Origin of the sequence: Halogeometricum sp. S1BR25-6 (genome assembly GCF_031624495.1) — an archaeon.
GTDB classification, from domain to species: Archaea; Halobacteriota; Halobacteria; order Halobacteriales; family Haloferacaceae; genus Halogeometricum; species Halogeometricum salsisoli.
Genome location: NZ_JAMQOP010000005.1, coordinates 1 through 13,510 on the forward strand (window position 1 = coordinate 1; position 13,510 = coordinate 13,510).

General features: G+C 51.3%; 12 protein-coding genes and 3 pseudogenes. 7 read left to right on the forward strand and 8 right to left on the reverse strand.

What is annotated here, in order from left to right; translation table 11 throughout:
* Positions 1-495, reverse strand: a pseudogene (locus tag NDI76_RS19285) (HNH endonuclease); the annotation flags it as partial.
* A 257-nt stretch (positions 496-752) separates the two neighbouring features.
* Here NDI76_RS19285 and NDI76_RS19290 point away from each other — a divergent pair.
* Positions 753-1,682, forward strand: coding sequence for an ImmA/IrrE family metallo-endopeptidase (locus NDI76_RS19290; RefSeq protein ID WP_310925810.1), 930 nt, complete (start codon positions 753-755; stop codon positions 1,680-1,682).
* Positions 1,683-1,736: 54 nt separating this feature from the next.
* Here NDI76_RS19290 and NDI76_RS19295 read toward each other — a convergent pair whose 3' ends face one another.
* Complete coding sequence (locus NDI76_RS19295) at positions 1,737-1,964, reverse strand: tyrosine-type recombinase/integrase (RefSeq protein ID WP_310925811.1); 228 nt, start codon at positions 1,962-1,964, stop codon at positions 1,737-1,739.
* Positions 1,965-2,445: 481 nt separating this feature from the next.
* Between NDI76_RS19295 and NDI76_RS19300 the strand changes: the two genes are divergently transcribed.
* From NDI76_RS19300 to NDI76_RS19310, 3 genes are all read left to right on the forward strand, one after another.
* Entirely contained in the window at positions 2,446-3,078 is a 633-nt protein-coding gene (locus NDI76_RS19300; RefSeq protein WP_310925812.1) for a hypothetical protein, read from the forward strand.
* A 129-nt stretch (positions 3,079-3,207) separates the two neighbouring features.
* Positions 3,208-4,488, forward strand: coding sequence for a PD-(D/E)XK nuclease family protein (locus NDI76_RS19305; protein WP_310925813.1), 1,281 nt, complete (start codon positions 3,208-3,210; stop codon positions 4,486-4,488).
* A 126-nt stretch (positions 4,489-4,614) separates the two neighbouring features.
* Positions 4,615-5,388, forward strand: a complete 774-nt coding sequence (locus tag NDI76_RS19310) for a hypothetical protein (RefSeq protein ID WP_310925814.1) — start codon at positions 4,615-4,617, stop codon at positions 5,386-5,388.
* A gap of 199 nt (positions 5,389-5,587) precedes the next feature.
* On the opposite strand, the gene NDI76_RS19315 is transcribed toward NDI76_RS19310, so the two are convergent.
* From NDI76_RS19315 to NDI76_RS19325, 3 genes and pseudogenes are all read right to left on the reverse strand, one after another.
* On the reverse strand, positions 5,588-6,061 hold the full coding sequence (locus tag NDI76_RS19315) for a hypothetical protein (RefSeq protein WP_310925815.1): 474 nt from the start codon (positions 6,059-6,061) through the stop codon (positions 5,588-5,590).
* A 125-nt stretch (positions 6,062-6,186) separates the two neighbouring features.
* Positions 6,187-6,889: pseudogene (locus tag NDI76_RS19320) on the reverse strand (IS5 family transposase); the annotation flags it as partial.
* Positions 6,890-6,938: 49 nt separating this feature from the next.
* Entirely contained in the window at positions 6,939-7,364 is a 426-nt protein-coding gene (locus NDI76_RS19325; protein ID WP_310925816.1) for a hypothetical protein, read from the reverse strand.
* Positions 7,365-7,746: 382 nt separating this feature from the next.
* Here NDI76_RS19325 and NDI76_RS19330 point away from each other — a divergent pair, with 382 nt between their 5' ends.
* Positions 7,747-8,061 carry a hypothetical protein gene (locus NDI76_RS19330; protein ID WP_310925817.1) on the forward strand — a complete coding sequence of 105 codons (315 nt, stop codon included), beginning with the start codon at positions 7,747-7,749 and terminating at the stop codon, positions 8,059-8,061.
* Positions 8,062-8,242: 181 nt separating this feature from the next.
* Here the strand turns inward: NDI76_RS19330 and NDI76_RS19335 are convergent, their stop codons facing one another.
* Positions 8,243-8,656 carry an ArsR/SmtB family transcription factor gene (locus tag NDI76_RS19335; protein WP_310925818.1) on the reverse strand — a complete coding sequence of 138 codons (414 nt, stop codon included), beginning with the start codon at positions 8,654-8,656 and terminating at the stop codon, positions 8,243-8,245.
* Positions 8,657-8,754: 98 nt separating this feature from the next.
* On the opposite strand from NDI76_RS19335, the gene NDI76_RS19340 reads away from it, so the two are divergent.
* Positions 8,755-9,375 (forward strand): DUF7509 family protein, encoded by a 621-nt coding sequence (locus NDI76_RS19340; protein ID WP_310925819.1) that lies wholly within the window; start codon positions 8,755-8,757, stop codon positions 9,373-9,375.
* A 669-nt stretch (positions 9,376-10,044) separates the two neighbouring features.
* On the opposite strand, the gene NDI76_RS19345 is transcribed toward NDI76_RS19340, so the two are convergent.
* Positions 10,045-11,580 (reverse strand): hypothetical protein, encoded by a 1,536-nt coding sequence (locus NDI76_RS19345; RefSeq protein ID WP_310925820.1) that lies wholly within the window; start codon positions 11,578-11,580, stop codon positions 10,045-10,047.
* Between the two features lie 155 nt (positions 11,581-11,735).
* A pseudogene (locus tag NDI76_RS19350) lies at positions 11,736-11,882 on the reverse strand (tyrosine-type recombinase/integrase); the annotation flags it as partial.
* A 428-nt stretch (positions 11,883-12,310) separates the two neighbouring features.
* On the opposite strand from NDI76_RS19350, the gene NDI76_RS19355 reads away from it, so the two are divergent.
* A complete protein-coding gene (locus tag NDI76_RS19355) occupies positions 12,311-12,907 on the forward strand; it encodes a hypothetical protein (RefSeq protein WP_310925821.1) in 597 nt (198 codons plus the stop codon).
* Positions 12,908-13,510: the final 603 nt, after the last annotated feature.

Below are 13,510 nucleotides of genomic sequence, written 5' to 3' on the forward strand. Positions count from 1 at the left end.
ATTTTCGACGAACTGCTCGCCCGCAGCCGTCAGTTCGTACGCACCACTCTGTTTCTCAACCAGACCCATACTACGGAGCCAGTTCGCCCGTTGCTTGGCCATATCAGTCTGTCCACGACTCCATCCCAGTTCTGGATGCGTATCCAGTTGCTGCTCACTGATCTCCTCGATAGTGAGTGGCCCAACTGATAGCTCATATAGCAGACTCCGAAGCCCCACGTTTCGATCGCACATGATGCGAAACAGGGTTTCAGTCTCGTGATCTGAGGCGTATTCCTCACCAGCCGAACCAAGCGTCCACTGGTCATCAACTTGATTCAGAAATCCGACCTGCCTGAGGTAGCTGATCCGCCGCATGATCGAGTTACGGCTCGAGACGTTGCTGAACGCCCCACGATGCCACCCAACAAATTCGTCCGTCGTCGGTTGGTGAGCGTCGACGAACGTGAGGATCTTGTCTAACGTCTCGACATAGCGGTCCCCACCACCAAACATTGGGACAATGCTTCGGAGTCGGTTCGGTGGCATCTCTACTTTGTTGACTAATTGATGCCGTATGATCTTTTCTCTCAACGATCTCGAGACGCGATTGACTACAAGATCAGAGAGGACCAAAGATCGGACAGACAGGAACTCTTCTCTGAAATTTGAGTTTTAGTTTCAAATCAACGGACAGATTCGTGTGCGATAGATTTTATTTGCCCCTGGTAAGGGCGCGGGGCGTTCCGAATTAGGACGTCTCGGAGGAAATCATGGTAACGAGTGACTACTCAGCGGTGTCGTTCAGTGAGACCGACACCCGACACGAAGAGATGCACAGTACGATTGAACAGTGGGTTGAGGAGCTCGTTGACGATGTTGATGCGGCGCAGGCCAGCGATGAGTTCCAAGAGTGGCTCGACGTCCAGAGTCGGTTCCACGACTACTCGCATCGCAACACGCTGCTCATCAAACTCCAGTGTCCCGAGGCGACAAAGGTCGCGGGATTCAACACCTGGCGGAATGAGTTCGACCGGTACGTCCAAGAGGGCGAAAGCGCGGTCTGGATCTGGGCACCGATCATCACCAAACGCTGTCCCGAGTGTGAGAACGCCCCTAGCTACCACGAGAGCAGCGACTGTGAATACGATGAGACACCACCGGATGAGTGGTCGAAAGGCCTCGTCGGGTTCAAACCGGCGGCTGTCTTCGATGTTTCTCAAACGGAAGGGGAGCCACTTCCCGAGTTAGGGACAGCAGCAACCGGCAACGCTGATGACTTAGTACCGAGACTTACAGAGATCCGCGAGGAGCTCGGCGTGACAGTACGCATCATCGACGGTGACGAGTGGAAGTACGGTGACGCGAAAGGCGTCTGCAAGCAACGGAGTCTCCACGATCTTACGCCGATCGTCGAGGTGAAAGCCAGGACGAATCAAGCAGATCTCGCAGTCACCCTGATTCACGAGTACGCCCATGCACTGCTTCATTTTGATCTCGACAACAAAGACGAACGGTCGAAACGCGAGGTCGAAGCGGAGGCCGTTGCGTACATCGTCGGTCGATATTTCGGACTGGATACGAGTGGATCGGCGTTCTATCTCGCGACATGGCAAGGCGATGAGCCAGAGGTGATCCAAGAGCGGCTCGGCCGTATCACTTCCACTGCTCAGCAGATTATCGGCATAGTCGTAGAAAGCTGAAAACAGGGTCATTAGTTAACCAACAGCCGAAGGGCAATCCAGAAACGGATCTAATCAGTAGTCGACGTAATATTTGTCGTACTCCTGCCCTAACTCGTCAGGTTTCATCTGCAGGTAGATCATCGTCAAGCGGATATCGTCGTAGCCGAGGAGTTCCTTGATCCGATAAATGTCCGCTCCGTTCTCCTTGAGTCGCTGAGCGAACGTTGCGCGGAAGGTGTGTACATTCACGTTGCGTTCGATGTCGGGTCTGGCGACCGTCCGTTTGACCAGTTGATACACACCATTCGAGTCAACCAGTTTCCATATCGCGACAGGAATAGCGCGTCGGTCTCGACGTCCTCACGACGGGGGAGATACGCGTTAATCGCGTCGGCGCACTCAGAGGAGATGATCGCTGTCCATTCCTTGGTCCCTCGCGAATTGTCAGCTGTCGCCGTGCGAGATCCACGTCCCTGGATAGATATAGAATTGGGAAATGAAACCGAGCAAGCGTCTGATCTGTAAATAGAACACAGATAGAGATCAAACGATCTAACTGTTAGTTCAGTCGCTATGGATTTCCCCACTTTTTTGATTACTTTAGCCTATGAGTTAGGTTTCGGTACGATAGTTCCGATATTTCTGAAATAATCTGAAGAGTGACGAACAACCATAGTATAGTTTGATATCGTCTGTAGTCAACTAATGTAACCGAATGTAGTTCGAAGTCAGAGTAAGGCTTAATTACTTCCAGTAGTATTGCTTATCCGGTTGATTCAATATGTCCGGAAACGATTATGACGATCTACGAGACCGACTGAAGGAGCTCTCATCAGAAGAGCGCGCGGCACTACTGAAAGATGTTGAGGCAGAAAACGAGTTACCCATCATAGGATGGTCGTCCAATCCAGAGGCGGTTAAAGCGGCGTTCAAGTACGTCGAAGAGCAAGGAACAGTTACCTTCGAGGACCTCCGTCAGCACTTGCATGATGAGGAACATATCGAAGCAGAACAAGGTTCCTACAACTTTGGTATAATCGACACGGAACGAGAGGTCTTCTTCAAGACTGACGGTGACCGTGAGGCAGGTACTGAGATAACTCTTAATCCATGTGGAAAGGAATACGCAGAGATCTTTGACGAGAGTGACTACCTCCGCCCGATCGAAAAAACCCTTCTCATCGGTATGCAACCCTATGGTAGTGGTCTCCGATTCCTAGGGATTCTCGAGGAGAACCGTGAGGACGGGATCCTGCGAGAAAACCTGCAAGAACAGATGGTGGAAGAATATGAAGGGTCTGGCAAATACTTCACTGGCTACTACGGGAGTTGGTACAGCAAACTAGGTCTTGTCGACAAGGAACGAGTGGGCCGAAAGGTGAAGTACAAACCTGCTTTCCCTTCAGCCTGGTAGCTTCAGTTTAGACTGCATCAACTGGAAGGTGGAGTACTCTGATCTCATGCCCTTAGGCACACCTCTAACAGAGAAATGGAAGATGGTTCTGGTCGAACGCTTATTGTGATTGGTTATCATCATTAGACGATGGCGACAAATGAACAGCTGAGTGACCGCTTGCGAGACCTTCGAATCTCGCTTGAGGCTATTCCAGAGATCCCTGAACCACCGAAATCAACGTTCAGAATTCTCGGTTCAACACACTCAGAGCAGAACTGGAATACGTTCTTAGCGTACTTCCTTGACCCATCCCAGCCACATGGGTTCGACGCAGATCTGTTAAAGAACTTTCTCGATACGATACAGCGAGAGACAGCAACCAGCCTTGAGTATTACCACCGAGACATTGAGGAAATAAGGGTTGAAACCGAGCGCACATCGCCACAGAACAATCGACTCGATATACTGATTCGAGCCCCTGGCAAGTGGTTCCTGTGGATCGAATCGAAGGTTGATTCGTCGGAGGGGAGGCGCCAGACAGAACGCTATGTCGAAGATACACACGTCGGGAACGAAGAGAAGTGCGAGTACCCTGAGGATGGGCAGCACTATCTCTTCCTCTCGAAGCAGTATACTGCTGACGCCAGCTCTGATGAATTTCACGATCTCTCTTGGCAACACGTAGTTGATGCGTTCCAAGAGCGGCTTAGACAGTCTCACGGAAGGTATCCAGAGCGGAGCGTTTCCCAACTACAGGATTTCCTCTCGACGATTGGTATGGTGACAAGTACGGATGAAGACGACTACACGATGACACAGAAAGAGAAAATACGGTTACTCAGTGAGTACAGAGACGATATCGACGAGTTACTCGATGCCGCTGATGCCCTCCGCCAGCGGGCCCTCGAGGAGTGGCCCACACTATTCCGAAGTCAGTTGGACGATCGGCTCTGGACCGAGGAGTGGCAGATGCGCGACGACCCTGGAAAGTACGGGTGTATCTTCCGATACGGGTGGTACCGAGATGACGAGAATCTCGCTCCTACGACCGACAACGAAGCAACGTGGGGAAATACGGGGTTCAGACTTCACTTTGGTCACACAATCCGAAAGAAGCAATCGTTCTCACGAGGTGAACTCACCTACTACTTAGTTTGTGCGACTAGTGTTCCTCTCCGTGATGAGTTCCACCGGGTATACAATAGCAACCGATGGCAGAGCAAGCTTCAACCTCTACTGGAGGAACGCAATATCACTAATAAAGGTAACAAGAAGAGCATCATGACCAAAACCTACGACGTCGACCAGTCGGAACTGCCGGAGAGTTATTTTTCTACGCTCGCAACTGCGTTCGAGGAACACCGTCCTATTGCTGAAATCGTTGACGGTGTATTGAATGAATCTCTGAAGAATCTTAAGAGAGAGTAAACACTCTCACTACTTCGATTGTGTTGCAGTCACTTACGAGATTCACGTGATGGTTTGAATCCTTGAGGCCTACAGAGCATAGGGGACATACATGGTCTTTATTATATATAAACTATGTTTATATTCATGGATAGGACTATTACTCGAAGAGATGTGTTGGCAGCTGTCGGAGCAGTGGGGATAGCAGGGTTAGCAGGCTGCAGCTCTTCAACTGGAGAAAGTTATCCGAACACCCCACTGGAACAGCGGATTAGCATCTCGGATGAGCATCTGGAACTATATGGTGAGCCATTGACAAACTCAATGGAACAGGCAGGAGGGCTACTTACGGTTGAATATTCAAGTCTCCTCTTTGCAGATCTGGCAGCTCAACAGCGATTTGACGAGTTGACATTAGGATCAGCTGACATGGACCCAGTATCTGTCTACGGGACGCTCGGGATCGATGCGACTTCATGGGGCGGGGACTCGATTTTACAGTCCGTTGGGGAGGGAGAGATACTGAATCAGATTGAATCGGTCTTTCGAGACGAGTTAGAGCGGTTCGGCGTCGAACAAATTACTCGTATCTCGTCTAATTCGGGGACTCGGACGTTTGGTGGTATCGTCAAAACACCGGATATAGACTTTGAGGTCATTGAAGGCAAGTACGTCACGGTTAGCGGGTTTGAAGTTCCAATCTCAGCAGGATTCGAGCTATTCACGCCCTCGTATACTGATTTGCCGTATGCAGGGGTCCTGTGGGTCCGTCCAGATGAACTCTCTACAGAGATGGATACAGTATCAATCTCTGGGTCGCTTGGGACGGGGTTAGATGTGACGCCCGAGTTTCGACTCCCTGAACTACACACGTACAGTGTCTCTGAATTCAAGGATATCTTCATAAACCAGCTAGATTAAACACGCCTCAAATTCCCTATTAGGGGGATGGAGGTCGGTCGGACGGTGGTTTCGGACAGTTAGTCAAGGTTGTGACGTGCAGTACAGGTTCAGGCTCTCGACGTGCCTTCGAGATGATTGTCGAGCGTGTAGAGTGGTTAGAGAACTACCGTCGACATCGCGATCAACAATAGGCACTCAGATTGCTTGTCTGCGTATCTCATTGGGACAGCGTTTGTAATGCTCTGTCGACGGTGGTGTATCGATTGTCGGTGACCCGATGACTACTTTGTGGGTAAGACCCATACCCAAGCACGCGTTCTACGTCTTCAATCGGTTTTCTGATTTGATGGAACTCAGTCACAGTGTAGGCGAGCGTTGCTACTGTTGTTCTGAAAAGTATCCTCGCCTGCTCCTCGTTCAACCGAACCTTCTCTCCGACTCTACCGGTTCCAACGTACATTCCTTCGTCGCTGGCGATCCCACGTTTGACTTTGTAGAAGAGAAGACCGTCACCGGGTTCCATCGCATCGTAAACTTGCTGGCCTTTGCCGGTACTCTTCTGGGCCCAAAGCTGGGATCCTCGCAGTTCTGAGAGATTAGCATCTGCCAGCAGCGACTCTTCAGGTGAAGTTCCAAGTAGGCGGCTGTAATTCGTTTCATCAACCGTGATTCGGAATAGGTCTTCACTCATGGCCTTCATTAGGTGGTGATACTACATCAAACCGTGTTCGGAGAAGAGGCTGGAAGCATCCTCGAAGCGCTCTTGGAGACGCATGGCAATCGGTTGTTCTTCGCTCACGAGGACGACATCACGAGCTTGAGCGCAAAGAAAACGGCTTCAACCACTGACTTCTGGTGATAGAGGTCATCATGGCGAGCGTTGTGCGACATATCGAGCGGATAAAACTCTCGATGTTTGATCATTGGCCGAACGTCGCCCTCTCGAAGTTCCCCACGCAGATCATCCCAGTCATATCCCTTGTCAGCGGTAACGGTTTGTAAGTGGTTGAGATTCCGTGAGTACCTGCCGCCCGACTTGGGTGTCGTGTGGCTGCTTCATCGAGCAGTGAATATCCAACACGGTACTGGTTTCGCAGTCTACCAACGCTGTCGTTTTGCCCAATTTGAACGTGTTGTCTGTCCGGTTTGTTTAGTGATGGCTGGCCGAATGCGGTCGAAACCAGTTCCGTCGATGGGATGAGATATCCAACATCGTGAATATCAGTGAATAGTCGAAGGAGAGTACGCCAGACAACCATCTTGAGTTGCTGCTTCCGTGCGCACACAGTCGTGAAATCAGGCAGTTCGCTGAAGTTGAGACCAAGTTTCTCGACGATGCCGTGCATCTCGTGAAGGAGATCGAGGAGCCGCCGATATGGGAGGTCGAGATACTCGCAGAGACCGTGGATTGCGACGATTAGCCAGTCAGCGTAGCCGCCGTTGCCCTTCTTGCTGCTGGATCGTGACCGCCAGATACAGCACGTTTCGCCACCGCTACGAGGTGGTCTGTAAAACCGATTCCAGAGGCGAGGAATTCCAACAATGGCTTCTGATTCCGAACCGTCTATTTACTCGGTTATCTGTATGTCTCCTACGAAGTATCCGCTCTTAGCATTGAGTTTGACCTCGTACTGCTCTCCTGGTTTTCCGTTGCGAACGTGGACATGGATTCCCTGATATTTAGCAATAGGATTCCCAGAACCACTAACCCGCTTTACGGTCACTTCTACGACTTCTCCGTCAAGTTTCGAGAACTGGTCAGCAGAGCTTGACATTGGATGTTCTTTTTTCTTCGATGAATCCTCGGATTTGCTTCGTTGATAGTTTTCATAGCTTTGTGCTTTGCCGTTGATGATTACGTTGTTATCATTTCCCGCTCGATCGTGGAAAGTTCCTTGACTGTCCCCAACATCACCAGGCATCGATTCCCCCATACCGTACGCTGAGTCCTTTCTGTGCCGGTATCCATATCGATCTACGTTATCTCTACTCATGACTGCCAACAACAAGACACATATATATATATATATAATATCTTCCCAAGAGGAAATTGCCAAAATTTTTTATGTGCTCTAAATAGCAACCAATTACGACTGCAACGCTTCTTTTCTTTCGGCAAATAAGTGCGAACCACTTACCAAGATTTCTTCGCAAGTTAGTCGTCACAACTAACGAACAAGCACCGAGACAAGCTCGTTGAGGGAGTCACGATTCGAGATGACCAGTCGCTCCCGTCAATCGATCGGGCTACCCTCAAAAACCCAATCATTGGACGGAGAGTTGTGTCCGTCAATCAATTACCCGGTCTATCGGGTGTAGCATAAATGTAGAAGTCATGTCTGACGATTTTATTGTTTTAGAGATGGAATCACAGACATGAGCTGTTCGATCTGCGGATCCGGACGTGCTGGTGATGACAAAACCCACCTGAATCTCATCTGCGATGAGTGTGATCAGCGGGCTGTAAATGAACATAGGGAACGCCCATGGCATGGCTGGCCCCCAGGTGAGGAACCAGAGTCAAAGGAGGGTGTTATCAATACGCCCCCTGACCGCGGCGAGAACCCCGTGTTCATCGATGGGTGGAAGTGCTGGCGTCGCTATCGGTTCGGCGGCTGGATGACGATGATAGACGAACACGACTGTGACACACTTGAGGAATTTTACGAGACCCACGACATGTTCGACTAGGTCGGTTTGTAGGGGGAGAAAAGCCAGCGTCGGATATCGCCGATGAATTTTCCGTGGGTGCTCACGAGATTTTTTCGTTGGTGAGTTCCCGACCGGAGGCCTTCACGGCTGTATTCAGCACCATCTCGACAAAATGTCAGCGGCAAGCAGTTTCATCAGAGCCGTTTTAGAAAATCGCCGGTTACTCTCCGCCGGAACTATCGTACATCGCTTCAAACTCCTGTTCGCCGCGAATCAACTCGTCGACGCCCTCGGTGAGCGTCACCTCGCCGAAGACTGTCGCCCGGTAGTACGTGTACAGTCCGTCTTGCCCTCGTTCGGTCCGCTGGCGCTTCTCGACGAGTCCGACGTCGACGAGCTTGTTGAGGTGGTAATGGAGGGTGCTGTCATCGATGCCCATCGCCTCTTCCAGTTCTGTGGGGCTCATGTCCCCACTGTGGACGAGTCGGTACAGGATCTCGTATCTCGTCCGGTGTCCGACGGCAGCGTGCATCGCGAGGTACTCGTCGAGACTGAGGACGCTCTCTTCCGGGAGCAAATCCTCCGGATCCTCTGGGATGCGACCGCCGGCCCTCCGAGTGTCGTTCGTCGCCATCTTACACGACAGTATGGACGAGAGACTCTTAGGTTTTCTCAAGCCGAATATTCTCAAAAACACCCTGTTTTAAATATCCCTCGTGAGCATGGCTACTCATGGCCGTGGAAATCACGCGCGATCTGATCGTCGAGCGGCTAGGGCGCGTGAACTACGACCGGTTCCTCTTCTATCTAATGGGACCGTACAAGTCGTTCAACCTCGAATACGTTCTCAGCGAAGAGGAACGACGCGAGATCGACGTCGAAGACCTCCCGGGGCCGTTACGCCGACTCTTTCGGAGTAAGGACGATATCGACGCGGCACAAGCACTCCTGAGACGGGTACAAGGAGAACTCCGAGTCGACCCCGGAGTAAACGCGTTTCTGGCGCTCGACGTCGACGTGGACACCGACGACGTGGACGCGGCGACGCAGAGCGTCGAGTACACGAGATGCAGCAACGCGACTGCGTTCGTACTGCCGTTCCTTGGGCACAACTTCGGCGTCGGAGAAGAGGCCGGAAGCATCCTCGAAGCGCTCTCGGAGACACACGGCGACCGGTTGCTCTTCGCTCACGAGGACGACGTCACGAGCGCAATGATCCGGTCGGCGAAGGTACGCTGGGACCTCCGAGTCGAAACGTACGAGACTGAGTCGGAACTCGTCGACAAGCTCCGACTGTTCGCCGGCGGTATCATGCAGCGGGAACGGCGAGGTGAGCTGAACCGCTTAGACTGACTCCAAATTCCCAATCAGGGAATCCAAACCTCTGAGAAAACCTGACCGAAATGACGAGATTCAGTAGTCTACGTAGTACTTCTCGTGCTCCCGCCCTAACTCAGCAGGCACCATCCGTAGGTAGATCATCGTCAAGCGGATATCGTCGTGACCGAGGAGTTCCTTGATTCGGTAGATGTCCGCTCCGTTCTCCTTGAGTCGCTAGGTAACGTCGCGCGGAGGGTATCTTTATGCTCCCATACGTCGGTAGGCTCGGGGTCGAGCGACCCGACTTCTGTCAGGAAGACTCGAGCCATACACCGGTGTTGGTCGACCTTTTTTCGAGAGAGATTGGCGAAGTCGGAGGTAGGGGGAGAACTCGTCCAATCACCCGGTGACCTTGTGTTCGTCGATCGAGTTGGGGCCCTCCACGGGAGAGAACTCGTCAGTATGCTCATCAGAACAGTCCCACCACAAACGTCTCGAAAGAGTTCGGTGGCCAGAGGACGTTCTCACGGGCTCTGATAGGAAGCCGCAAAATGGACGAGGAAAATTCTCAAAAAACCTCTGTCGTTTCTATGGGACCAGGTGGGTTCCAAACAAGTCATTCTAATCTCCCCTCACCGTCGTCAAAGGCAAGTTTGCTACCGTAGCATACTCAAAATAACCTCCGACGAACAAGCGCTTGTATCATAGTCGATCGTACACTGGATGACGATCGCCCTGCACTGCTGCTGCAAATTCACCGAGGCCTTCACTTTCTGCTATTGCATGGAACTCACGACGGAACCTGCGCCGTGACTGTCGAATCGCGAGCCATATCAACAGCGTAGAGAGCGCCATCTGTGCTGCGGGTCCCAATCCGATAGCTGTGAATATGTACTCTGCCGAACTGTTCGTCCCTACTGCTGCTTGGGTCTCCTCAACGGTGCTAAGGATGGTTACATTCGATAGCCCCTTTTGTGTAATGAGCTGTTCAGCAAGGGAACGTCCTTCCGGTGAGACAACAACGAAAACGCGTTCATAGTTCTCTACTCCGGCAGCAACCTGATTAACAAAATGTTGCTCATCAGCCATAATCCCGGCTAACGTCTCAACTTCGCCACTGAAATGACCAGCCGAAAAATCAAGACGGAATTGGGATTCAGTACCGGTAAGCGGGACATTTGAGGGAGCGTTCCCCCAGCCGATATGATCGACTTTTACAGCCCATTCCTCAGCAAGTCGTCGCAGAACACCAGATGAGTCAATAGAGGAATGGATGCTTTCGATTGCGTCTGCAGTCTGCGAGAGTGTTCGTGTGACGTCATGAAGCGGACCTAAGACATCTGCAATCTGTTGTAGAGCAGTTGCGTGATCATCAGCTATTGGTGTATGTGTCGTACGGAACGACGTAGCGTTTGCAAAGAATCCTGCTCCGAAGGCTGACTCAGCAGGTACTGGACTATTGGATTGTCTCAGCTTACTGCTTTGCTCATCTCTTGTTCCCTTCTGATTTCGATCACGTTCAAGCATCAAATTGTCTCCTTGGGGAAGTGTCCCTAAATCAAAGGGTGGATCAATTGAACTATCTCCTGAGTCCCACTGTGTCTCACGATCACTCTTGGTCGTATCAGTGAAGTCAAGTTCCGTGTCAATACGGTCAAATCCAGTATCAATGGAGACGGTATCAGTATCGACGCGGTCGATACCGAGATAAGTAAGGTCGAGTCTAGTGTCGATTCGATCGATACCCAAATTGATGCGTGGCTTGGTAGGTTCGTCGGATTTATTAACGTCTATAGCCTCCGAAGAACTACTATCGCACTCGTTCCTGAATCCCGGGATATCATCACGTAGATGCGGATAATCCTCCGCTGAGCTATGCAGTCGCTGTACCTCCTCCTCAAGGGCCTCTATTGTTTTCGCATCGACTCCTTGGACATCTTCTAACATCTCGGAGAGCACGAACGTACGAGCTGCGAGTTTAGCCTCTTCGGAGGACATATTTGTAAGACTCCGCGAAAATTCCACGATAGCGACGAATTGGTCTGGATACTCCTCCATTAGCATGGTGATCGATGCGAGAGTCTTATCGTCGTAGCCGAGATCGTTAGCTCTCTCGACTATCTCACGCATCTGCTTTTCTGAGTGCCGGTCGTTTACAAATCGACCCGCAGTGTTGACAGCACCGAGCGCAGCGCCGCCAGCAACTGCTTTCGCTAAAAGGACTACCACTGGGAGCATTCAGTAACTCCTCCAGATGTCCCCGGATCTCTCTTGAAAAAGAACTCTCAGGGCCAAATTACTGATATTCATAGAATATAATAGATGAGACACCATATCAATGTAACTGAATGTGAGGTATAGCTCCTAGTCTCCCTTCACAGATCACCGCCTATCTATACTTTCATCAAATGGTCATAAACCCGCTCAGTCGTTTGAATCGAACGGTGCCGCAACTGATTCCGAACGTCGTAAAGAATGTCTCCGTTCTCGACGTTCATCATCCAATAGGCAACACTATGGCAGAGCGTGTGCGGTAATACTGGTTACCTCCTCGGAACAAATCCAATCTCGCGCCTGAGCGTCAGACTCTCATTGTGGAGCCTCTCGGCCTCGTCGTTGGCTTCGGCCTATCTGTGCTCTAAGCAGTGGTGTGACTGCAGCCAACCGGTTTTGACTCGGAGATAGCCGTCTACGTTACTCGTGAGAGTCATCCGTGTGTTCATATAGTATAATAAATAATTGTCGAGTAGGCGAACATATTATATATCAAGAACTGCCAATTGTTGTTGAGTGGATATGTTACCACTGGTATCGGTAGCCGCCGTCGCAGCCACTGTCCTCAGCGTAGGGGCTGTCGGCCACCAAGCTTCAAAATGCCGTAATGCCTTCAGTCACGACATAGAGTCCCTATACGAGCGTAACACCTGTTCGAGGAACGATCGGGAAGACAAATTAGGAGTCTGAATCCATGTCATCGTCCAATATTGAATCCAAGGCTAACCAGAATACCGCCTATCTCCACAATGACGTTCTGTACGTTCCGAATGACGTGCTCGAAGACATCGCCGAGGAACTCGGTATCGATCCCACGCTCGTCAAGAAGGGAAAGCGAGCTGCTGCCAGTGCGTCTCTCGTGAAACAACTTGCATCGATGATTGCTGATGTCGGCACAGACAATCACGCTCAGGCAGGCGTCGCCGAGCGAATTCACGCGAAAGAACTCGCTCGGAAGCTCAGAGGCGAAGCGGTCTTCGATAGCACCAGCGTTTATGCACCGGACGGTGGCGTTGACGCCGTGATCAAGACCGCAGACGCTGAGTTTAAGCTACAGGTCAAACATCTCGCCGAACAAGTGGGTGACGCGACGACCAAGGAGTACGCTGATATTGTCGATTATCTCGCATCAACCAGCGGGTTCAGGGAGAGTGCTGATCCCACGGCTCATGGGATTCAGGGTTTCTCAAAGGCTGACTGGTCGTGGCAAGGACGAACCGAACTTCGCAGACACCAGTTCATCAATGGGATACGAGAACTCTACATCATGGCCCGCAGCGGGTTGGACTAACTTGATCGCCATGTGAGAACCTTCACAGGGATCACTCGCGAATTCCTGAGTTCCCTGATGAGACGCCGTAAGTAAACCACCGCAGCTAGCTCATGGTCCTCGCACTCACTCTCTCGGCTAGCAAATCGTTCTCATTACCGTTTGCTACTTCGTCTACAAGTGGTACCAGAACCGAGATTCTGATCGGATCACCAACGCTCCGGGTGGAGGGACTTCGAGGGTCTAACTCTCCAACTTGTCAGTATGCACGATCCAGTCTTTTCGGTTGTCACCGGACGAGCCATTCTCTGTGCCGCAAAGAGGCGAGTACGGCTGATGGATGAGTGGGTTTAGAATGTGAACTAGAACGTGGTTTCTCGTAGCCGTTAAGAATTCAGCAGACAAGCGAGTGGCGGGGTTCACGAGCGTAGTGAGTCACAACCGTTGAGATCCCTAAGAGGGTGGGTGTGTTCATCCCAGACCCTCTTGTCATCCAAGGGGGGTCTCTGCTGGAGAAGAATCTACTGAATTGAGCGAGGCTCTAGACGCATTCCCCCACTGCGGATTTCATCGTGAACGACCACGTATAGGTATCCCATACGCCGTCGTTCGTGATCCCGTGTG

What these genes read in the sequence shown, in the direction of transcription:
- NDI76_RS19290 (WP_310925810.1), top strand. Translation starts at nt 753, where the DNA reads ATGGTAACGAGTGACTACTCAGCGGTGTCGTTCAGTGAGACCGACACC.
- NDI76_RS19300 (WP_310925812.1), top strand. Translation starts at nt 2,446, where the DNA reads ATGTCCGGAAACGATTATGACGATCTACGAGACCGACTGAAGGAGCTC.
- NDI76_RS19305 (WP_310925813.1), top strand. Translation starts at nt 3,208, where the DNA reads ATGGCGACAAATGAACAGCTGAGTGACCGCTTGCGAGACCTTCGAATC.
- NDI76_RS19310 (WP_310925814.1), top strand. Translation starts at nt 4,615, where the DNA reads ATGGATAGGACTATTACTCGAAGAGATGTGTTGGCAGCTGTCGGAGCA.
- NDI76_RS19315 (WP_310925815.1), bottom strand. Translation starts at nt 6,061, where the DNA reads ATGAGTGAAGACCTATTCCGAATCACGGTTGATGAAACGAATTACAGC.
- NDI76_RS19325 (WP_310925816.1), bottom strand. Translation starts at nt 7,364, where the DNA reads ATGAGTAGAGATAACGTAGATCGATATGGATACCGGCACAGAAAGGAC.
- NDI76_RS19330 (WP_310925817.1), top strand. Translation starts at nt 7,747, where the DNA reads ATGAGCTGTTCGATCTGCGGATCCGGACGTGCTGGTGATGACAAAACC.
- NDI76_RS19335 (WP_310925818.1), bottom strand. Translation starts at nt 8,656, where the DNA reads ATGGCGACGAACGACACTCGGAGGGCCGGCGGTCGCATCCCAGAGGAT.
- NDI76_RS19340 (WP_310925819.1), top strand. Translation starts at nt 8,755, where the DNA reads ATGGCCGTGGAAATCACGCGCGATCTGATCGTCGAGCGGCTAGGGCGC.
- NDI76_RS19345 (WP_310925820.1), bottom strand. Translation starts at nt 11,580, where the DNA reads ATGCTCCCAGTGGTAGTCCTTTTAGCGAAAGCAGTTGCTGGCGGCGCT.
- NDI76_RS19355 (WP_310925821.1), top strand. Translation starts at nt 12,311, where the DNA reads ATGTCATCGTCCAATATTGAATCCAAGGCTAACCAGAATACCGCCTAT.